General features: G+C 70.5%; 19 protein-coding genes and 1 riboswitch. Of the genes, 7 read left to right on the top strand and 12 right to left on the bottom strand.

From position 1 onward, the window contains the following. The first annotated feature begins 44 nt into the window (after positions 1–44). Both CyaNS01_RS00685 and argS read left to right on the top strand, forming a co-directional pair. The gene (locus CyaNS01_RS00685; protein ID WP_186698060.1) at positions 45–1,496 is read left to right on the top strand and encodes an iron uptake porin; all 1,452 of its coding nucleotides are present in this window, start codon (positions 45–47) and stop codon (positions 1,494–1,496) included. A gap of 517 nt (positions 1,497–2,013) precedes the next feature. Beyond that, a complete protein-coding gene (argS, locus tag CyaNS01_RS00680; RefSeq protein WP_186698058.1) occupies positions 2,014–3,849 on the top strand; it encodes an arginine--tRNA ligase in 1,836 nt (611 codons plus the stop codon). Between the two features lie 36 nt (positions 3,850–3,885). Here argS and CyaNS01_RS00675 read toward each other — a convergent pair whose 3' ends face one another. The 7 genes from CyaNS01_RS00675 to ruvB form a co-directional block, all read right to left on the bottom strand. Further along, the gene (locus CyaNS01_RS00675; protein WP_186698056.1) at positions 3,886–5,097 is read right to left on the bottom strand and encodes a sodium:proton antiporter; all 1,212 of its coding nucleotides are present in this window, start codon (positions 5,095–5,097) and stop codon (positions 3,886–3,888) included. A 41-nt stretch (positions 5,098–5,138) separates the two neighbouring features. After that, complete coding sequence (thiC, locus tag CyaNS01_RS00670) at positions 5,139–6,527, bottom strand: phosphomethylpyrimidine synthase ThiC (protein ID WP_186700011.1); 1,389 nt, start codon at positions 6,525–6,527, stop codon at positions 5,139–5,141. Positions 6,528–6,622: 95 nt separating this feature from the next. Then, a riboswitch (TPP riboswitch) is annotated at positions 6,623–6,740 on the bottom strand. A gap of 42 nt (positions 6,741–6,782) precedes the next feature. Further along, positions 6,783–7,433: a HEAT repeat domain-containing protein gene (locus tag CyaNS01_RS00665; protein WP_186698055.1), complete on the bottom strand. Its 651-nt coding sequence runs from the start codon at positions 7,431–7,433 to the stop codon at positions 6,783–6,785. Beyond that, positions 7,430–7,681, bottom strand: coding sequence for a DUF3188 domain-containing protein (locus CyaNS01_RS00660; protein WP_186698053.1), 252 nt, complete (start codon positions 7,679–7,681; stop codon positions 7,430–7,432). Before CyaNS01_RS00660 ends, CyaNS01_RS00665 begins: the two co-directional genes overlap by 4 nt. Next, positions 7,678–8,961: an amidohydrolase gene (locus tag CyaNS01_RS00655; protein WP_225875716.1), complete on the bottom strand. Its 1,284-nt coding sequence runs from the start codon at positions 8,959–8,961 to the stop codon at positions 7,678–7,680. The genes CyaNS01_RS00660 and CyaNS01_RS00655 overlap by 4 nt, the downstream gene beginning before the upstream one ends. A gap of 27 nt (positions 8,962–8,988) precedes the next feature. Further along, a complete protein-coding gene (locus tag CyaNS01_RS00650; RefSeq protein WP_186698052.1) occupies positions 8,989–9,822 on the bottom strand; it encodes a tetratricopeptide repeat protein in 834 nt (277 codons plus the stop codon). After that, positions 9,819–10,910, bottom strand: a complete 1,092-nt coding sequence (gene ruvB / locus CyaNS01_RS00645; RefSeq protein WP_186698050.1) for a Holliday junction branch migration DNA helicase RuvB — start codon at positions 10,908–10,910, stop codon at positions 9,819–9,821. The genes CyaNS01_RS00650 and ruvB overlap by 4 nt, the downstream gene beginning before the upstream one ends. 101 nt (positions 10,911–11,011) lie before the next feature. Here ruvB and smpB point away from each other — a divergent pair, with 101 nt between their 5' ends. After that, positions 11,012–11,512 carry an SsrA-binding protein SmpB gene (smpB, locus tag CyaNS01_RS00640; RefSeq protein ID WP_186700007.1) on the top strand — a complete coding sequence of 167 codons (501 nt, stop codon included), beginning with the start codon at positions 11,012–11,014 and terminating at the stop codon, positions 11,510–11,512. Here the strand turns inward: smpB and CyaNS01_RS00635 are convergent. Further along, on the bottom strand, positions 11,509–13,581 hold the full coding sequence (locus CyaNS01_RS00635) for a serine/threonine protein kinase (RefSeq protein ID WP_186698048.1): 2,073 nt from the start codon (positions 13,579–13,581) through the stop codon (positions 11,509–11,511). The two genes, smpB and CyaNS01_RS00635, sit on opposite strands and share 4 nt — an antisense overlap. After that, on the bottom strand, positions 13,581–14,582 hold the full coding sequence (locus CyaNS01_RS00630; protein ID WP_186698046.1) for a cysteine synthase A: 1,002 nt from the start codon (positions 14,580–14,582) through the stop codon (positions 13,581–13,583). The genes CyaNS01_RS00635 and CyaNS01_RS00630 overlap by 1 nt, the downstream gene beginning before the upstream one ends. Positions 14,583–14,649: 67 nt before the next feature. Here CyaNS01_RS00630 and egtB point away from each other — a divergent pair, with 67 nt between their 5' ends. The 4 genes from egtB to CyaNS01_RS00610 all read left to right on the top strand — a co-directional run bounded on the left by egtB (position 14,650) and on the right by CyaNS01_RS00610 (position 17,730). Then, a complete protein-coding gene (egtB, locus tag CyaNS01_RS00625) occupies positions 14,650–15,954 on the top strand; it encodes an ergothioneine biosynthesis protein EgtB (RefSeq protein WP_186698044.1) in 1,305 nt (434 codons plus the stop codon). Positions 15,955–16,019: 65 nt separating this feature from the next. After that, positions 16,020–16,997, top strand: coding sequence for an L-histidine N(alpha)-methyltransferase (gene egtD, locus CyaNS01_RS00620; protein ID WP_186700005.1), 978 nt, complete (start codon positions 16,020–16,022; stop codon positions 16,995–16,997). A gap of 2 nt (positions 16,998–16,999) precedes the next feature. Next, complete coding sequence (locus CyaNS01_RS00615) at positions 17,000–17,251, top strand: hercynine metabolism small protein (RefSeq protein WP_186698042.1); 252 nt, start codon at positions 17,000–17,002, stop codon at positions 17,249–17,251. Continuing rightward, complete coding sequence (locus CyaNS01_RS00610) at positions 17,248–17,730, top strand: hercynine metabolism protein (RefSeq protein WP_186698040.1); 483 nt, start codon at positions 17,248–17,250, stop codon at positions 17,728–17,730. The genes CyaNS01_RS00615 and CyaNS01_RS00610 overlap by 4 nt, the downstream gene beginning before the upstream one ends. A 28-nt stretch (positions 17,731–17,758) precedes the next feature. On the opposite strand, the gene CyaNS01_RS00605 is transcribed toward CyaNS01_RS00610, so the two are convergent. The 3 genes from CyaNS01_RS00605 to rpaB form a co-directional block, all read right to left on the bottom strand. Next, a complete protein-coding gene (locus tag CyaNS01_RS00605) occupies positions 17,759–18,022 on the bottom strand; it encodes a hypothetical protein (protein WP_186698038.1) in 264 nt (87 codons plus the stop codon). 64 nt (positions 18,023–18,086) lie between these two features. Continuing rightward, positions 18,087–19,595 carry a lysine--tRNA ligase gene (gene lysS / locus CyaNS01_RS00600; RefSeq protein WP_186698035.1) on the bottom strand — a complete coding sequence of 503 codons (1,509 nt, stop codon included), beginning with the start codon at positions 19,593–19,595 and terminating at the stop codon, positions 18,087–18,089. A 60-nt stretch (positions 19,596–19,655) separates the two neighbouring features. Next, on the bottom strand, positions 19,656–20,435 hold the full coding sequence (rpaB, locus tag CyaNS01_RS00595; RefSeq protein WP_225875715.1) for a response regulator transcription factor RpaB: 780 nt from the start codon (positions 20,433–20,435) through the stop codon (positions 19,656–19,658). Positions 20,436–20,491: the final 56 nt, after the last annotated feature.

Genomic DNA, 20,491 nt, shown 5'->3' with positions numbered 1-20,491 from the left:
AGAATCGTTACTACGCTTACCTTTCCTTTTCGTGTGAGGAACCCATGCACCTGTTCCAGCAACTGCTGGTTGCCCCCGCAGCACTTGGACTGCTGGCCCCTGTGGCCGCCACGGCTGCCGAGCTCAACTTCGACGGCGTTGACCGGTACGCCTCCCAGGAGCAGGTGACCAGCATCTCCCAGTTCTCGGACGTGCAACCCACGGATTGGGCCTACCAGGCTCTCTCCAACCTGATTGAGCGCTACGGCTGCGTCGCCGGGTATCCCGACGGCACCTACCGCGGCCAGCGGGCCATGACCCGTTTTGAAGCCGCTGCGCTGCTGAACGCCTGCCTTGACCGCGTCACCGAGGTGACCGACGAGCTCAAGCGCCTGATGGCCGAGTTCGAGAAGGAGCTGGCCATCCTCAAGGGCCGCGTCGACGGCCTTGAGGCCAAGGTGGGTGAGCTGGAGGCCAGCCAGTTCTCCACCACCACCAAGCTCAGCGGTCAGGCCACCATGGTGCTGGGTGGCGCCGGGAACACCGGTTTTGGTGACAACATCACCGCCAACTACGACGTTCAGCTCAGCTTCGACACCAGCTTCTCCGGGAAGGACCTGCTGCGCACCACCCTGCGGGCAGGTAACTTCGGCAGCTCGGTGTTCGGCAACGGCAACACCGCCCTGGGCATCAGCTTCGGTGAGGAGGACTCCGCCGACTCTGTGTTCATCGATCGCCTCTTCTATCAGTTTCCCATCGGTGAGAACTTCATCGCCACCGTGGGTGCCAACGTCGCCCAGGACGACATCGTGCTCTGGCCCACCGCCTATCCAGTGGACATGGGCCTCGACATCTTCAACTACGCCGGCGCCCAGGCCACCTACAACAAGACCCAGGGTGCCGGAGCCGGCCTGCAGTGGCAGAAGGAAGGATGGGCTTTTACCATGGCCTACGTGTCTGACATCGGTGCAGCCTCCGACTCAACCGTCGGCGCCGGGCGGGACTTTATCGTGACCGCACAGGGGGGCTACATCGGAGAGAACTGGGGCGGTGCCATTGCCTATACCTACTCTGACTACGATCCGTTCGAGCTCTTCCCCACCAGCGCCAGCAATAACGTGGCCGTGAGCGGCTACTGGCAGCCGAAGGAAGCTGGCTGGGTACCTTCGATCAGCGCCGGTTTTGGCTGGTCGGACATCGACCGCCGCTCCAACGATGAGGCTTGGAGCTGGATGGTGGGCCTCACCTGGGATGACATGTTCATCAAGGGCAACAGCCTCGGCATGGCCCTCGGCAGTGTGGGAGTGGTGGATGGGGGCAAGTGCGGCACGGTGGGAACCTGCAGCAACAGCCTCTGGGTTGATGGGGGCGATGGGAACGACAACCTGGCCTACGAGCTCTGGTACAACTGGCAGGTCACGGACAACATCGCGGTGACTCCCGCCTTTTTCTACATCGAGAACGCCGGCACGGATGACACCTTTGGTGGCATGTTGAAAACCACGTTCTCCTTCTAAGGCTGATTCAGCCCGTTTGATAACGATCTCTGGCGCTGAGACTCTCTGGAGTTTCGGCGCTTTTTCAGCAAGGAGGCAACGCTGAAGCTCAGGCCTGGCCGCCACGCCGGTCTGCAACCTGCGGCTTCGCCCGAGGCCTGAGGCCTGGCCTGCGCCCCAGCGGGATCTGCCCCGGCGTCACCGTTCCAGAGCAGGAACCAGCGCTGACCCCGACGCCAACCACCTGGGGCAGCGTGGCCAGTGAAACGATGGGGATCGGGCAACAGATCACTCTCCAATCAGGCCGAAGCGCAGGCACACCAGTGGAAGTGAGTGCTGCTCCCCACCCCTAGCGCCATCGACCGCTGCGACCCAGGAAGAAAGCGTGAATCAGAGGTGACCCAGGGCAGCCGACGGCGTGACCGATGTGACATGGCCCTGCAGCCCGGGGGCAGGGGGGCCAGCGACGGAAGGCGGAGGGGGATGATCGGAGCCGGATTGTTGTTCCACCCCGGCACACCGGCCGCCCCTGCCACCCATGCTGCGCATCGCCCACGCCCTTGAAGCCCAGCTCACGGCGGCCCTGGAGCGGGCGTTTCCCGATCAGGCGGCGGTGGCGCGGCAGGGCGGAGGCCGCCTGGATCCCCAGCTGGGGGCGGCCAGCAAGCCTGAATTCGGCGATTTCCAGGCCAATGGCGCCCTGGCCCTGGCCAAGCCGCTGGGCCAGGCGCCCCGCGCCATCGCCAGCGCACTTGTGGCTGAGCTCGGCACCGACCCCAGCTTCACGGAGCTCTGCCTGGAGCCCCAGATTGCCGGCCCAGGCTTCATCAACCTCACCCTGCGGCCGGAGCGGCTGGCGGCCGAGCTGGCGCACCGCCTCGACGATCCGCGCCTGGGGGTGCCGAGCGTGCGGGAGCCCGGCTCTATAGCGCCGGCGCCGGTGATCGTGGACTTCTCCAGCCCCAACATCGCCAAGGAGATGCACGTGGGGCACCTGCGCTCCACGATCATCGGCGACTCCCTGGCCCGGCTGCTGGAGTTTCGCGGCCATCCGGTGCTGCGGCTCAACCACGTGGGCGACTGGGGCACCCAGTTCGGCATGCTGATCACCCATCTCAAGCAGGTGGCGCCGGAGGCCCTCAGCACCGCCGACGCGGTGGACCTGGGCGATCTGGTGGCCTTCTACCGCCAGGCCAAGGCCCGCTTCGATGCCGATGGCGCCTTCCAGGCCAGCTCCCGCGAGGAGGTGGTGAAGCTGCAGGGGGGCGATCCGGTGTCGCTGAAGGCCTGGGGGCTGCTGTGCGACCAGAGCCGCCGCGAGTTTCAGAAGCTCTACGACCGCCTCGCCATCGACCTGAGCGAGCGGGGTGAGTCGTTCTACAACCGCTATCTGGGGGCGGTGGTGGCCGATCTGGAGGCCTGTGGCCTGCTGGTGACCGACGACGGCGCCCGCTGTGTGTTCCTCGAAGGCGTGAGTGGAAAAGACGGCAAGCCCCTGCCGGTGATCGTGCAGAAGCGCGACGGCGGCTTCAACTACGCCACCACCGACCTGGCCGCGATCCGCTACCGCTTCGCGGCGCCGCCGGAGGGGGATGGCGCCCGGCGGGTGATCTACGTGACCGATGCGGGCCAGGCGGCCCACTTTGCGGGGGTGTTCCAGGTGGCCGAGAGGGCCGGCTGGATCCCGGCCGGGGCACGCCTGGAGCATGTGCCCTTCGGGCTGGTGCAGGGCGACGACGGCAAGAAGCTGAAGACCCGTGCCGGCGACACCGTGCGCCTGCGCGACCTGCTGGATGAGGCCGTGGAGCGGGCCGAGGCTGACCTGCGCCGCCGCCTAAGCGAAGAAGAGCGCAGCGAAGACGAGGCCTTCATCGAGCAGGTGGCCACCACCGTGGGCCTGGCGGCGGTGAAGTACGCCGATCTCAGCCAGAACCGCAGCACCAACTATCAGTTCAGCTTCGATCGCATGCTGGCGCTGCAGGGCAACACGGCCCCCTACCTGCTCTATTCCGTGGTGCGCATCGCCGGCATCGCCCGCAAGGGGGGCGATGGGGCGGCGGCCGGTTCCGGGGATCCAGCCCCGGGGGCACCCAGCGCGCTGAGCTTCAGCGAACCGCAGGAATGGGCCTTGGTACGGGAGCTGCTCAAGCTCGATGGGGTGATCGTGGAGGTGGAGGAGGAGCTGCTGCCGAACCGGCTGTGCAGCTACCTGTTCGAGCTCAGCCAGGTGTTCAACCGCTTCTACGACCAGGTGCCCGTGCTCAAGGCACCTGAGCCGGCCCGCGCCTCCCGCCTTGCCCTCTGCCAGCTCACCGCCGCCACCCTGAAGCTGGGCATGGGGCTGCTGGGCATTCCCACCCTGGAGCGGATGTGAGCGCAAGGGGGGCGGCGCCGCACAGGCCCGCTCAGCTCAGCCCGAGGACTCGACAGGACTGCCGGACGGCGCAGGCGCGATCTCCCCAAGCCCCCGCATCAGCGGCGTGATCGACAGCCCCTGCACGATCACCGAGAAGGCCACAACCGCAAAGGCCGTTGTCACCACGGCGTCGCGGTAGGGAAGGCTGGTGGGCAAGCCCAGGGCGAGCGCCAGGGCGAGGGCACCGCGCAGGCCGCCCCAGAAGAGCACGTGCTGGTGGTTGGCCTTCACCCGCAGCGGCGACGAACCGAACAGAACGCAGCAGCCATAGGTGGAGAGGGCCCGGCCGGCCAGCACCAGGCCAATGGCGATGCCGATCGGCAGCAGCACCCGGGAGAAATTCTGGTGGGCCTCCAGCATTCCCATCAGCAGGAAGATCAGCGAATTCACCACGAAGGCGGCGTACTCCCAGAAGGATTCCACCGCTTCGCGGCCTTTGGGGGAGATGGCGCCCAGGGGCCCGAGGTTGCCCAGCATGATGCCGGCGGTGAGGGTGGCCAGCACCCCCGACACCTCCAGTTGCTCCGCCAGCAGAAAGGAGCCGTAGGCCGCCACCGTGGTGAAGGTGATCTCCACCAGGGGGTCCTCGGTGCGGCCGGCCAGGGCGAGCAGGGCCGCGGCCACGGCGGCGCCACAGGCCACCCCACCCACGATCGTGAGTGCCAGAAACTGGACGGTGCCCAGGGGCGTGATCGTGGCGCCGGTGGCGAAGGCGATCGCAATGGCGAAACCGACAGCGGCGGTGCTGTCGTTGAGCAGGCTCTCCGCCTCCACCAGCTCCCGCAGACGGCCATGCACCCCGGCCTCCTTGAAGGTGGCGATCACCGACACCGGATCCGTGGCCGAGATCAGCACACCGAACAGCAGGGCCGCCTGCCAGCTCCAGTGGGCCAGGTAGTGCATGCCCAGGGTGGTGACGCCGGCGGACACCACCACCCCCAGGGTGGCCAGGGTGAGCACCACCGGCAGGTCCTTGCGCAGGGCGGGCCAGGCGATGCAGATCGCCGCCTCGAAGATCAGGGGCGGCAGGAAGGCATTGAAGATCAGCTCCCGCGTCAGGGCGATATCAGGAGCGAAGGGCAGCCAGGCCAGCAGGATGCCCCCCAGCACCAGACCCACGCTGTAGGGCAGGCGCCAGCGGCGGGCCAGCATGGCCACCACGGCCGCCACCAGCAGCAGAAGCTCAACTGTTTCGATTGTGAGCATGGGGAAGGTAACAAGGGCTGCAGAGGCCGCCCCCGCCGCACTCAGACCCCCACCGGCTGGCCTGCCGCGGCCTCCTGGGTCTTCAGCACCTGCTCCAAGCCGGCCAGATCCTCATCGGTGATCTTGGTCTGCATCGGGCAGTGCTTGGGTCCGCACATCGAGCAGAACTCGGCCTGCTTGTAGATGTCAGCCGGCAGGGTTTCGTCGTGGTATTCCTTGGCCCGCTCCGGGTCCAGGCTGAGCTCGAACTGTCTGTTCCAGTCGAAGGCATAGCGGGCGCGGCTGAGTTCGTCGTCGCGATCGCGAGCTCCCGGGCGGTGGCGGGCGAGGTCGGCGGCGTGGGCGGCGATCTTGTAGGCGATCAGGCCCTCACGCACGTCTTCGGCGTTGGGCAGGCCGAGGTGCTCCTTGGGGGTCACGTAGCAGAGCATCGCCGTGCCGTGCCAGCCGGCCAGGGCGGCGCCGATGGCGCTGGTGATGTGGTCGTAGCCGGGGGCGATGTCCGTCACCAGCGGGCCGAGCACGTAGAAGGGCGCCTCGCTGCACTCCTCCATCTGCTTTTTGACGTTGAACTCGATCTGGTCCATCGGCACATGGCCCGGACCCTCCACCATCACCTGGATGTCGTGCTCCCAGGCGCGGCGGGTGAGCTGACCCAGCGTCTTCAGTTCAGCCAGCTGGGCGGCATCGGAGGCGTCGTGCTGACAGCCGGGACGCAGCGAATCGCCCAGCGAGAAGCTGCAGTCGTAGCGCTTGAAGATCTCGATGATGTCATCGAAGCGGGTGAACAGCGGGTTCTGCTTGTGGTGGTAGAGCATCCACTGGGCCAGGATGCCGCCGCCGCGGCTCACGATGCCGGTGAGGCGACCCTTCACCAGCGGCAGGTGCTCGATCAGCAGGCCGGCATGGATCGTCTGGTAATCAACGCCCTGCTGGCAGTGCTTCTCGATGATGTGCAGGAAGTCGTCGGCGTCGAGCTTCTCGATCGAGCCGTGCACGCTCTCGAGCGCCTGATACACAGGCACGGTGCCGATCGGCACGGTGGAGGCGTTGATGATCGCCGTGCGCACCTCATCGAGGTTGACACCGCCAGTGGAGAGATCCATCACCGTGTCGGCGCCGTATTTCACGGCCAGGCGCAGCTTGGCCACCTCCTCATCGAGGTCGGAGGCGTTGGGGGAGGCGCCGATGTTGGCGTTCACCTTGCAGCGGCTGGCGATGCCGATCGCCATCGGCTCCAGGTTGGGGTGGTTGATGTTGGCGGGGATGATCATCCGGCCCCGAGCCACCTCCTCCATCACCAGCGATTCAGGCAGGTTCTCCCGCTTGGCCACGAAGGCCATTTCCTCGGTGACCACGCCCTGGCGGGCGTAGTGCATCTGGGACACGTTGGCGTCGCCACGACGCTTCTCAATCCAGGCGCTGCGCATGATCGGCTCGGGAAGGGGGTGCAAACGGACCGGCGGCCAGGGGATGGGAAGGCACAACTCCGGATCCGAACACTCCCGGGACCAGGCGGACCACGGTTGGATTCGGCACACTTCCCTGCGCCGGCATGACCCGGATCAGGTTCGGAGGGTGTGATCTCAGCCCTGGCAACACCCGCCGGAAGTGGCGTGTGCGGGGCACCCCTAGTGACATCAGAAAGCTAGCAAGGTTGTCCCTGGGGCGCCTTGCCGCGGCCGTCAGCCCTCGGCTGCCTTGCCCTGCAGTCCGTTCAGCGCCGCCGCCACCACCCGGTGGTCGCCGTCCTGCTGCAGGCCGCTGAGCAGGGTTCTGGCCCGCTCGACCACGCCGGCATCAGCCGGGGCCGAGCTCTGCTGGACCAGGCGGCCGAGGATCTCGGTGCCCCCCACCCGCACGGTGTCGTCGGCATCGGCCAGGGCCAGTTCCGCCAGTTCGAGCAGATCCGCCGCCCGCGCCTCGGGGTGCTCCGCCACGGCCGAGAGCACGCTGCAGCGCAGCAGCCACTGGGTGTCGGCCCGGAAGGCTTCGAGCACCACGGGCCAGGCCCGCTCCAGCCCGTAGCTCACCAGGGCATTGGCCGCCTCGGCGCGCACGTTGGCGTCCTCGTCGTGGTGCACGGCCTGCACCAGGGCCTCCCAGCCGGCCTCGGTCTGCTTCACGCCCAGGCCGGCGCAGCTCAGGGAGCGCACGATGAAGGCCGACTGCTCCAGCCCCCGCAGCAGCAGCGGCACGGCCTGCTCATCCGGCACCTCCCGCAGCCCCACCAGGGCCGGCATGGAACGGGAGGGATCACCGGAGAGGATGGCCTCCTCCAGCGCCGGCAGGTCGGCAGGCTGGTTCTGGGGGCGGGGGTCGGAAGCTTCGCTCATGGTTCCAGCCTGGCGGATGGCCGGCCCTGGCGCAGGGCCGCCAGCAACGAGCGGCGCCGCCTGCGGCGGCTGTGGAGGCTGGTGCCAAGCAGGGCCGCGCCGATCACCAGCGCCGGCACCGCCTGCCAGCGGTCGGGGCCGCGGCGCTGGGCCAGCACCCCCAGGGCCACCACCAGCAGCAGCGGCGCGGAGAGGGCCAGCATGGTGTAAAGAAACGGGCGCTGACGCGTGGCAGCGGGATGACTCATCGGGGCCGCTCCATCCAGCGCAGCAGGCTCAGGGTGAGCACCCGCACGCCCACAGCCAGGCCCCCCTCATCGGGAGCGAAGGTGTTGCTGTGCAGGGGTGTGCAGCCGTCGGGTCCGGCCACCCCCAGGCGGAACATCGTGCCGCGGATGCCATCCAGCAGTTCGGCGAAGTCCTCCGCCCCCAGGGAGGGCTGATCCAGCCACTGCACCTGCTGGCCGCCCAGCACCTCCGTGCCGGCCTCGGCCACCAGCTGGGTGAGGGCCGCGTCGTTCTGCACGGGCGGCGAGATGCAGCGGTAGCGCACCCGGGCCTCGCCGCCATGGCCGCGGCAGAGGGCGTGGACGGTCTCTTCGATCCAGGCAGGCAGCTGGGCGTGCACGTCGTTGTCGAGGCAGCGCACCGTGCCGAGCAGGCGCACGTGGTCGGCGATCACGTTGAAGGCCTTGCCCCCCTCGATCCGACCAAAGCTCACCACAACCGGATGCAGGGCATCGAGCCGCCGCGAGATCGCCTCCTGCAGCCCGCTCACCACCCTGGCCGCGATCCAGATGGCATCGGTGCTCTGGTGGGGCCTGGCGCCGTGGCCCCCCTCCCCCAGCACCTCCACCTCCAGTTCGCCCGCCGCCGCCGTGAGGCTGCCGCTGCGCACCCCGATCGTGCCCACCGGAATGCTCGGAAAGGCATGCAGACCGAACAGGGCCGCCACGTTCTCCATCGCCCCATCGGCCTTCATCCAGGCGGCCCCCTGGGCCGTTTCCTCAGCGGGCTGGAACAACAGCCGCACCCGGTGGCGCAGCAGCTGGGGCTGCCGCTGGGCCACTGCGCTGAGCAGTCGGGCCACCCCCAGGCCCACGCTGGTGTGGAGGTCATGGGCACAGGCGTGCATCAGGCCCTGCGTGGTGGAGGCGTAGTCGAGCCCGGTGCGCTCCTCCACCGGCAGGGCATCCATGTCCACCCGCAGGGCCACCACGAAGGGCTCGGCGGGATCGCCACCCGGCCCGGGGCCAGCCGGCCCCAGCTCGGCCAGCACGCCGGTGCGGCCCACCCCCTCGCGCACCTGCCAGCCCCAGCGGCGCAGCTCCCCGGCCACCAGGGCCGCCGTCTGCTGCTCGTGGCCACTGAGTTCGGGGTGGCGATGCAGGTGGCGGCGCAGCTGGATCAGCTCCGGCAGCACGGCCTGCAGCTCCGCCTCCAGGCCCAGGCACTGCCAGCTGAAGCCGGCGCCGGAGCCGCCGGCCTGGCCAGAGGTCGCCGCAAGAGGAGTGGGGCTGGTGGGCATCAGGGGATCAGCTCAGGGGGGTGCGGCTCAGGAGAGGGCCAGGAACTGCTGGAGAGCCTCCACCGGAGCGGGCGGCCAGCGCCGCGTCTGCCGTAACCATTCTTCCTGGCGGTAGCGGGGATCGAGGCCGGAAGCGGCCGCCCAGTTGCTCTCGGCCTCGCCGCGGTGGCCCTGTTGCCAGAGCAGGGCCGTGAGGCCGGCGCGGGCGTCGGCGAACAGGGGATAGCGGCGGATCAGCGAGCGCAGCGCCTGTTCAGCCTCGGCGCGATCCCCCAGCTGGAAGGCGGCCAGGGCGGCGCTGGAGCGGGCCATCGCAAAGCCCGGCCGGGCCAGCGACGCCGCCTCGAAGCTGGCCCGGGCCGCTGGCCAGTCGCCCTGGGAGCCGAGCACGTTGCCGAGGTTGTAGAGGGCCGAGGCATCGGCTGGATCACGCTCCAGGATCCAGTGGTAATCGTCTGCGGCGGCCTGCCAGCGCCCCAGCGACTCCTCAGCGGTGCCGCGGTTGAGGTGGGGGTCGGGGCTGGCCGGATCGAGCGCTGCGGCGCGGCTCTGGTCGGCAATCGCCGCCTCGGCATCGCCCAGGGCCAGGCGCACATTGCCGCGGTTGCTCCAGGCGGCGGCGTCGCCGGGCGCCAGCTCCAGCACCTCATCCCAGAGGGGCAGGGCCTCGCCGAAGCGTCCCTGGCGGCTGGCCAGCAGAGCCTGCTCGAACAGCCGCTCGTGGGCGGCGGGATCCGGCTCGGCACCTGCGGCCCCTCCATCGGCGCCAACAGCGGCAGCGCTGCCCAGCCAGACCAGCAGCACCAACCCGGTGGCCAGCAGAAGCCTCGACAGGCGGGTAGCGAGGGCTCGCCAGCTCATGCGATGGCGCCCTGGGCGTCGAGATGGGCGCGGCCGGCCGGTGTGAGCAAGCGCCCCCGGGGGGTGCGTTGCAGCAGGCCCTGCTGCAGCAGGTAGGGCTCCACCACGGCCTCGAGGGTGGCGGGGTCCTCGCCGAGGCCGGCGGCCAGGGTGTCGAGCCCCACCGGGCCGCCCCCGTAGGCCTCCAGCATCAGCCGCAGCAGGCGGCGGTCGTGGGCATCGAGGCCGCGGCCGTCGACGCGGTGCAGGCTGAGGGCCTGATCCACCAGGGCCGCCGTGATCACGGGCTCACCGTTGACGGCCGCCACATCCCGCACCCGGCGCAGCAGCCGGTTGGCGATCCGCGGCGTGCCCCGGCAGCGGCGGGCCACCTCCAGGGCCGCCTCGGGCTCGAGCTGCAGGCGCAGCAGCCCGGCCGCCCGCTGCACGATCGCCTGCAGGTCCTGCAGGCCGTAGAACTCCAGCCGCTGGATCAGGCCGAAGCGATCCCGCAGCGGCGAACTCAGCGAGCCCGCCCTGGTGGTGGCCCCCACCAGGGTGAAGGGCGGCAGCGGCAGGCTGCGGGTGCGGGCGGTGGTGCCCTTGCCCACGGTGAGATCGAGCCGGAAGTCCTCCATGGCCGGATAGAGCAGCTCCTCGGCCACCCGGTTGAGCCGGTGGATCTCATCGATGAACAGCAGCTCGCGGGGCTGCAGGTTCACCAGCAGGCCCACGATGTCCCGGGGGCGCTCCAGGGCCGGCGCGCTGGTGATGCGGCAGCGCACCCCCAGCTCCTCGGCCAGCACCAGGGCCATGGTGGTCTTGCCCAGGCCCGGGGGGCCGTAGAGCAGCACGTGATCGAGGGCCTCGGCGCGGGCCTGGGTGGCCTCGATGGCGATGCCGAGCACCTGCTTGAGTTCGCCCTGGCCGATGTAGTCGGCCAGGCGACGCGGGCGCAACGAGTCCTCGCGGGCCTGGGGAGCCTCAGGCGCAGCCTCGGGCCGGGGGGCAGTCTCGGCATCAACCTGGGGATCCACCAGCCGCTGCCCGGAGCCAGCGCCGCTGCGGCGGCGATCCTGGCCCTGGGATCCGGAGGAGACGATCGCCATGGCTGGAGGGTACCGGCCCCGCCCAGCCGCTGTGCCGCCTGGGGCGCCCTGCAGGGCTCCTAGGGTCGGCAGTGGAGCAGGCGCGCAGCGAGAGCGGAACCATGGCCAAGGGCGGCACCAAGAAGCTGGCCGCCAAGGCCCAGCGCGACGCGGCTAGGCGCCTGCTGGCCGACAACCGCTTCGCCCGGCATCAGTACGAGATCCTCGACGATGTCGAGTGCGGCATCGAGCTGCTGGGCACGGAGGTGAAATCGGTGCGGGCGGGGCAGGCGAACCTGCGCGACGGCTTCTGCCTGATCAGGGGCGGCGAGCTGCAGCTGCACAACGTGCACATCTCGCCCCACAGCCATGCCGGCGCCTACTTCAACCACGAGCCGCTGCGGGTGCGTCGCCTGCTGGCCCACCGCCGCGAGATCGATCGCCTGCGCGTGGCCCTGGAGCAGAAGGGCCTCACCCTGATCCCCCTCAATCTGCATCTGAAGGGCTCCTGGATCAAGGTGTCCCTCGGCCTGGGCAAGGGCCGCAAGCTGCACGACAAGCGGCAGGAGGAGAAGCGCAAGCAGGAGGCCAAGGACACCCGCTCCGCCATCGCCCGGCTCTAGGTGCCCGGCTGGTTCGGCTCGTCGTCGTCGTCGTTGGGGGTCCCGACGGGAGGGGGGGGCTCCCGGAGCAGCGGCGGCCCGCCGTCCGGGGGGGCCTCCGGTCGGGCGGCTGGAGGGACCGAGCGCGGCGGCTGGTCCGCTGTCCCGCCAGGCTCCGGTGCTGCTTCAGGGGTCTGGGGAGTGGTGGGCTCCGGAGGGGCGCTGGGCACGGGCAGGTCGGCCCGCAGCGACAGGGTGATCAGGGCCGGAGCGACTCCCTCATTGGTCACCAGCAGCTGAACCGGGGAGGCCTTCTGGGCAGGCAGGCTCACCACCCGCAGCGGGCCCTTGGGCTCCAGCAGCGTGCCGTCGGCGCCGAACACGCTCATCGCCATCAGGGGCGAGCCGTTCACCCCGAGCACCAGGCGCTGGCCCGGGGTGAGCCGCACCGGGAACAGCCGCGCTCCACCGGCCTCCACCGAGGCCGAGATGGTCTGGGTCTGCAGGGGCCGGGCTTCGATCGCTTCGATCTGCATGCTGCCGAGGATCTGCTCAGCGGCGGCAAACCAGAGCTGGCGGAACGGCTCCGCCGGGATTCCCGAGTCCTGCCGGCCCCGCAGCAGGTTCTGGGCATTGCCCGACACCAGCTGACGCAGCACCTGGGGGCTGATCCCCTGGCTGGCCAGGCTCTGCTGGCGCCGTTCCCAGTCGGCGTTGCTGTAGCCGCCGAGACGGCGGCGGATCCCCAGGGGCAGTTGCTCCACCCGGGCCAGCCACTCCTCGGCCAGGTCGTTCCACACCTTGCGCAGGGGCGCGTCTTCCAGGGAGTCACTGGGCGGGCGTCCACCCCGCTCCGGGAACTGGGCCAGCAGGCTGGCGTCCACCAACTTCAAAAACCAGCTGCGATCCACCTGCAGGGCGCGCAGCCGGTTGAGCAACTGCTGGCGCTGATCCACCTCTCCAGGCGGAAGGCTGCCGCTGGGCAGCTGCAGGGCCGCATCCGGGACCGTGGGCGCCGCCTGGCGGCCGCGGCTGAGCCACCACCAACCGAGCGCCGTGCCGATCACGGCGGAGAGCACCAGGGCCATCACCACCGACCAGAGGCCACCCTCGGCGGCCTCATCCCTGGCCTCACCCCGGTTGCGGACAGGGGTGGCGGGCACGGGGGAGCGCAGGGGCGGCAAATCCGGCGGAGCGGCAGGGGCCGCAGAGGCGGCAGCGGCGGGGCTGGCCGGCTGCCGCACCGGCGGCGGCACCAGCACCACGGTGCGGTCGGCCCTGGCCACCGGGCCGGTGGACTCAGGCATGGCCAGGGCCTGAAAGGCCGTGAGCGCCTGGCTGGCCGACGCGAAGCGCTGATCCGGTTGGCGCTGCAGCAGGCGTTGCAGGGTGTTCTGCAGGTCCGGCTCGGTGCTCAGGGCCGCGGGCATGCGCCACTGGGCCGTGACCGGATCCAGCAGGGTGGCCGGCGCATCGCCACTCAGCAGCACCAGAGCCGTCACGCCGAGGGCATGCAGGTCCATCCAGGCCTCGGGCCTGGAGCTGTGGGCCAGCTCCGGGGGCGCATAGCCGGGAGTCACCACCACGCCGCCGGCCACCAGCCCGTAGTCGAGCAGCACGGGCAGGCCGTCGCTGTCGCGGCGCAGCAGGTTGGCCGGACAGAGATCGCCGTGCACCAGCTCCTGGCCATGCAACACCGCCAGCACGGGCAGCAGCTGGCGCACCAGCAGCAGCACCTCGCCGGCGCCGAACACCATCTGCCGCTCGGCCCGCACCTCGATCAGCTGCTGGTAGGTGCGCCCCCCCTGCCACTCCCGCACCAGCCAGAGGGCGTCACCGTCCTGCACCGGGCTGCCCAGCCGCGGCACCTGGGGGTGGAGCACCCCCTGCAGCCGGCCCCAGCGGGCCAGGGCGGCGGCCTGGTCGATGCTGGGCTCCAGCCGCCGCAGAGCCACCAGGCCATCACCGGCCAGCTGGTCGCGGGCGCGCCAGAGGCTGCCCTGGGCTCCCTGGCTGAGGCATTGATCCAGCCTGTAGCGATCGCCGATCAGCACACCCGGCTGCGCGGAAGGAGCGGAGTCAGGAGGCATCAGCCGGCCGCGGCCAGGGCCCGCTCAGGTTGCCGCAACCCCTTGGTGGCGAGCCACTCCCGGTCATAGAGCCGGGAGCGGTAGCGGTCGCCGCTGTCACACAGCACGGTGACGATCGTGTGGCCTGGGCCGAGGCGGCGGGCCGTCTCCACGGCCGCGGCCACATTGATGCCCACCGACCCCCCGAGGAACAGGCCCTCCTGCCAGAGCAGGCCATAGATGGTGTCCAGGGCGGCCTGGTCGACGATGCGCACGGCGTCATCCACCGGTGCACCCTCCAGATTGGCGGTGATGCGGCTGTTGCCGATCCCCTCGGTGATCGAGCTGCCCTCGCTGCGCAGCTCGCCGCTGCTGGCCCAGCTGTAGAGGGCGCTGCCCTCCGGATCGGCGAGCACACAGCGCACGCCAGGCTTGCGTTCCTTCAGGTACAGGGCTACGCCGGCGTAGGTGCCGCCCGTGCCGGTGGCCGCCACCCAGGCATCCACGCGGCCTTCGGTCTGCTCCCAGATCTCGGGGCCGGTGGAGCTGTAGTGGGCGCGGCGGTTGGCCAGGTTGTCGAACTGATTGGCCCACACCGCCCCTGGGGTTTCGGCGGCGATGCGGCCCGAGAGCTTCACGTAGTTGTTGGGGTCGCGGTAGGGCACGGCGGGCACGGTGCGCACCTCGGCCCCGAGGCTGCGCAGCAGGCCGATCTTCTCGGCCGACTGGGTGTCGGGAATCACGATCAGGGCGCGGTAGCCGCGGGCATTGCAGAGGTGGGTGAGGCCGATGCCGGTGTTGCCCGCCGTGCCCTCCACCACGGTGCCCCCCGGCCGCAGCAGACCCTCCTGCTCAGCCTCCAGCAGGATGCCCAGGGCGGCTCTGTCCTTGACCGAGCCGCCGGGATTCATGAACTCCGCCTTGCCCAGAATCTCGCAGCCCGTGAGCTCACTCAGGGCACGCAGGCGGATCAGGGGGGTGTGGCCCACCGCCCCGACAAAGCCCTGAGTGATCTGCCCCATGCCGTGATCGCCGCGTGGCGGGATCGTAGGCAACCTCCCTAAGGTCGGGCCTGCACCCGGCACTCCCATGACCACAGGCCTGCCGGCCAGGCTCCGTGAGGTGCGTCAGCACAGCCTCGACCTGATCGCACCGCTGCAGCCGGAAGACCTCTGCCTGCAGGGCATGGCCGACGCCAGCCCGCCCAAGTGGCACCTGGGCCACACCACCTGGTTCTTCGAGACCTTCGTGCTCCGGCCCCAGCAGGCGGCCGGGGCGGAGCTGGGCTTCACGGCGGCGCCCCAGGCCTGGGGCTTCCTGTTCAACAGCTATTACGACACGATCGGCGAGCGCCATCCGCGGCCCGAGCGGGGACTGCTGAGCCGCCCGCCGATCGAGGCCGTGCTGGCCTGGCGGCGGCAGGTGGATCAGGCCCTGGAAAGGCTGCTGGAGCAGCTCGCGCCACTGGAGCAGGAGCCAGGCCCGGACCCGTCATCCAGCAGCCACGCACTGCTGGAACTGGGCCTGCAGCACGAGCAGCAGCACCAGGAACTGCTGCTGATGGACCTCCTGGACGGCTTCAGCCGCAACCCGCTCGAGCCCAGCTACGCAGCCGAACCCGAGGAGCGCTTCCGCGCCGGCTGGCTCCCGGGCGGCGATGCCGGCCCGGCGCCATCCGGCTGGCTGGAGCATCCCGGCGGGCTGCTGGAGATCGGCCACGACGGCGCCGGTTTCCACTTCGACAACGAGGCGCCCAGGCATCGCCAGTGGCTTGAGCCCTTCGCCCTCGCCGAGCGGCTGGTGACCAACGGCGCCTACGCGGCCTTCATCGCCGATGGGGGCTACAGCCGAGCGGAGCTGTGGATGAGCGAGGGCTGGGCCCTGGCCAGGGCCGAGGGCTGGCAGGCCCCCCTCTACTGGCGAGACGGCACGGCCGCGCCCTATGCCTTCACCCTGGCGGGCCCGCAGCCGCTGCACCCCGAGGCGCCCGTGCGGCACCTGAGCTGGTTCGAGGCCGACGCCTTTGCCCGCTGGGCCGGGGCCCGCCTGCCCACGGAGGCCGAATGGGAAGCCCTGGCCGGGCGCCTGCCCCAGGCCCATGGCCTGCTCTGGCAGTGGACCGCCAGCCCCTACCGCCCCTATCCGGGCTTCCGCGCCGCCCCGGGAGCCGTGGGCGAATACAACGGCAAATTCATGAGCTCCCAGATGGTGCTGCGCGGCAGCTCCTACCTCACGCCGCCGGGCCATGCTCGACCCACCTACCGCAATTTCTTCCCGCCGGGCTGCCGCTGGATGGCCTCCGGCCTGCGGCTGGCCCAGGACCGCCCCTCAGCCCGCCCCGACCTGGCCAGCCCGCCCGATCACCCCAGCCCCTTCAGCCCCTCAGCCGCGTGACCGCACCGCCAACCGCCCCCGCCAGCCGCACCGAGCTGATCGACCTGCACCCCGAGCCCGCCGACATGGTGCGCCTGGTGAGTGAGGGGATGGCCCAGCAGCCGCGCCAGCTGCCCGCCTGGCTCCTCTACGACGCCGAGGGCTCCCGGCTGTTCGAGGCGATCTGCGCCCAGCCCGAATACAGCCTCACCCGGGTGGAAACGGCCCTGCTGGAGAGCCGGGCCGCGGAGCTCGCCGCCGCCCTGGGCGATGGCGTGCTGGTGGAATTCGGCGCCGGCAATGCCCGCAAGGTGGCGCCGCTGCTGAAGGCGCTGCGACCGCCGGCCTACGTGCCGATGGACATCAGCGCCACCCACCTGGCCGGCGCCTGCGAGGCCCTGCAGGCCCAGCACCCGGCCGTGCCCGTGCTCGGCATCAGCTGTGACTACAGCCTGCTGGCCCAGCTGCCCGAGCACCCCCTGTTGCAGGGCGAGCGCCTGCTGGGCTTCTACCCGGGCAGCTCCCTGGGCAACTTCAGCCCCGACCAGGCCCGGCGGCTGCTGGAGCAGTTCAGCCGGCTGCTGGGCCCCGGCAGCTGCCTGCTGATCGGCATCGACCAACCCAAGGACAGGGCCCGGCTGGAGGCGGCCTACAACGATGCGGCCGGGGCCTCGGCCGCCTTCGGCCGCAACCTGCTGGTGCGCCTCAACCGCGATCTGGGCGGCACGTTCGATCCCGGCGCCTTCGCCTACCGGGCCCGCTGGGAAGCCGACCACAGCCGCATCGCCATGGCCCTGGTGAGCCAGCAGGAGCAGGAGGTGCAGCTGGCTGGCCGCCGCTGGCGGTTCGGGGCGGGCGAGGAGCTGATCACCGAATACAGCGTCAAGTACAGCCCCGAGGCCTTCACCGCCCTGGCGGCAGCGGCGGGCTGGCGGGCCGTGCGGCGCTGGAGCGACCCCGCCGGCGACCTGTCGCTGCACCTGCTGGTGCCGGCGGCGGCGGGCCGGGGCGGCCCCCAGGGAGCAGACTCGGCGGGGACTGCGCCAGTGCAGCGGGAGAGCTGACCATGAGCCGGGAAGAACAGCGGGCGGCGATGCGCCAGGTGCGCGAGGAGCTGGTGGGCGAGCTGGAGGAGCTCTACCGCCGGGCCTTTGACAGGATCGGCGACGCCAGCCTGGGGGAAGGGGCCGTGGCCCGCCTCACCCAGCTGCTGCTCTGCTCCCGGGAGGCCGCGATCACACCCCTGCAGCAGGAGATCGAGGCGCCGCTGCTCACCACCCCCGCCGGTGAGCCCACCCCGGTTCAGCCGCCGCTATGAGCTGGCTGGAGGATCTGGAGGCCCGGCTGGAGAGCCAGCTGGAGACCTTTCTGGCCGCCAACCCCGAACAGGAAGCGCTGCTGCGGGATCAGAACGACCGCGACCAGCGCCGCGACCTGCTGGCCCAGCGCCGGGCCCTGCAGAGCCAGGCTGAACGCCAGCGCCAGGGACTGCTGCAGCTGGCCGAGGAGATCCGCTCCTGGCAGGCCCGCATCCTCAAGGCCCGCTCCGCCGGCGCCGACGCCCTGGCGCAGCGGGCTGAGGCGCGGGTGGAGGCGCTGATGCTGCAGGGCCGGCGCCACTGGGAGGAACTCGCCGCCCTGGGCAGCCGCTTCGCGGAGATCGAGCAGGGAATCGCTGAGCTGGCCGCCCGCCAGAGCCAGGCCCGCCGGGCCGCCGGCGGCACCGACCTGGAGCGGGACTGGGCCGCCTTCGAAGCGGAACAGGACCTGGAGCGCCTGCGTCGCCGCCAGGGCTGAGCGCCCCGCCTAGGCCCTGGTTACCGGCTCAAGCCTTGGGGGCGGGGGGCACCAGGCTGACGCCCTCGGGTGGCGGGGTGGGATCCGGATCGGCGATCAGCATGTGCTGCAGCACGATCTCGGGGCGTTCGCTGTCCCGCCAGCGGATCCGGTAGGCGGGCATCTTGGTGCCCCGGCTGGTCGTCTGTTCGACCGGCTCCATCACCCAGCCGCGACGCGAGCGGCCCTGGGGGTTGCGCTTCACCACCGCATCTGCGTGCTGGAAGCGAAAACCGACGCGCTCGCCACTCATGGAATCGCTGCCCCCATTGGGGAAGATTGCCTACCGTTCCAATTATCTCATTGCGCCTCGCCGCTCAGGCGTCCTCGCTGTCCCGGCTGCGCTGCAACTCGGGTCGTAGCAGCGGAAAGGCGATCACATCGCGGATCGAGGCGCTGTCGGTGAGCAGCATCACCAGGCGGTCGATGCCGATGCCGAGCCCGCCGGTGGGGGGCATGCCCACCTCCAGGGCCTGGAGAAAGTCCTCGTCCACGCCCTGGGCCTCCAGGTCGCCGGCGGCCTTGCGCAGCTGCTGCGCCTCCAGCCGCTGCCGCTGATCCACCGGGTCGATCAGCTCACTGAAGGCATTGGCGGTTTCCCGGCCCACGATGAACAGCTCAAAGCGCTCCACCAGGCCCGGCTTGCTGCGGTGGGCCCGGGCCAGGGGAGAGTTCTCCACCGGGTAATCCAGCACGAAGGTGGGCTGGATCAGGCTCTCCTCCACCCGCTGCTCGAAGGCCTCCACCAGGAGGCGGCCCACTGAATCGGCCAGGGCCGGCACCTCAAGACCCTGGGCGGCCATGGCGGCGGCGGCCTCCTCCCGACTGCTGAACAGGCTGAAGTCGAGCCCAGTGGCCTGCTGCACGAGCTCATGCATGGTGGCCCGCCGCCAGGGGGGGGTGAGGTCGATCGTGCTGCCCTGGTAGGGGATCACGGTGCCGCCGCACACCTCCAGGCACACATGGGCGATCAACGCCTCGGTGAGCTCCATCATGTCGGTGTAGTCGGCATAGGCCTGGTACACCTCCACCGAGGTGAACTCCGGGTTGTGGCGGGTGCTCACCCCCTCGTTGCGGAAGATGCGGCCCAGCTCATAGACCCGCTCGAAGCCGCCCACCACCAGGCGCTTCAGGTGCAGCTCCGTGGCGATGCGCAGAGTGAGCGGCAGGTCGAGGGTGTTGTGGTGGGTCTCGAAGGGGCGGGCATCGGCGCCGCCGGGCTGGCTCTGCAGCACCGGGGTCTCGATCTCGAAGAAGCCGCGCTCGTCGAGCCAGCGGCGCAGGGCGCCGATCGCCCTGGCCCGGCGCCGGAAGGTCTCACGGGTGTGGGGGGAGACGATCAGATCGAGGTAGCGCTGGCGGTAGCGCTTCTCCACGTCCGCCAGGCCATGCCACTTGTCCGGCAGGGGCTGCAGGGCCTTGCAGAGCATGGTCCAGCCGGTCACCTTCACTGACAGCTCGCCGCGGTCGGTGCGGCGCAGGCTGCCCTCCACGCCGATCAGGTCGCCGGCATCCACCAGGGAGGTGAGCTGCTGGAAGGCCTCGGGATCGCTGGCCGCCAGGGTGGCCTTGTCGATGAACAGCTGAATCGGGCCGCTCTCATCGGCCAGGGTGAAGAAGGCGAGCTTGCCCATCACCCGGCGGGTCATCACCCGCCCGGCCACACACACCGGGGTACCATCCTCGGCGCCGTTGGCCAGGTCGGCGTAGGCGGCCTGCAGGTCGGCCGTGCGGTGGGTGGGGGCAAAACGCAGCGCGTAGGGCCCCTTGCCGAGCTCAGCCAGGGTGTGGGCCTTCTCCAGGCGGGTCTTGCGCAGCTCCGACAAGGGAATGAGGATCTCAGCTGGCAGCCATCCTGCAGGAGAGGAGCCCAGCTGCGGCTGGGCTCAGCCTGCGGCGCTGAGGCCCACGTCGCCAAGGCGCTGGGAGGCGTAGCCGGTGCCCCGCACCGTGAGGATCAGCTCCGGGTTGCGGGGATCGGGCTCCAGCTTGCCCCGCAGCCGGGCCACGTAGACATCCACCACCCGCAGGTCCGCGGCGCGGCGGGGGGGATAGCCCCACAGCTGCTCGAGGATCTCGGCCCGGGGCACCACCCGGCCGGGTTCGCGGAAGAGCAGCTCCAGCAGGCTGAACTCCGTGTAGGTGAGGGCGATGCGGTCGCCTTCGCGGGTCACCTGGCGGCGGTTGGTGTCCACCACCAGGTCTCCGAGCCGCAGCACGCCGCTGCCGCTGGGCACCTCCCTGGGCTCACTGGCAGCCGAGCCCCGGCCCACCCGCCGCAGGATCGTGGCGATGCGCGCCTCGAGTTCCTTGGGGCTGAAGGGCTTGGGCAGGTAGTCGTCGGCCCCCAGGTCGAGGCCGGACACCCGCTCGGCGATGGCATCGAGGGCTGAGAGAAAGATGATCGGCACGCACGACTCGGCGCGCAGCCGCCGGCAGACGGCGAAGCCGTCGAGCTTGGGCAGCATCACATCGAGCACCACCAGATCGGGCTGCTCCTGGTGGAAAAGCGTGAGGGCCTCTTCGCCGTCCTCAGCACAGAGAACGCGGTAGCCCGCCAGCTGGAGACGCATCAGCAGCACCCGCCGCACGGCCGCCTCGTCGTCGACTACGAGCAGCGTGGCCTTGGGCTCCGCTGGCGTGATCGACATGTCCGCGGAGGGCATGGGCGCAGCGCCTGGGGATGAAGAATCGCAACCATACCCCTGAGAGAGGCGAAAGG

This window comes from Cyanobium sp. NS01, assembly GCF_014280235.1.
GTDB lineage: Bacteria > Cyanobacteriota > Cyanobacteriia > PCC-6307 > Cyanobiaceae > NIES-981.
The sequence above is the reverse complement of the archived record's forward strand: the minus strand, read 5'-3'. Positions and strand labels throughout refer to the sequence as shown.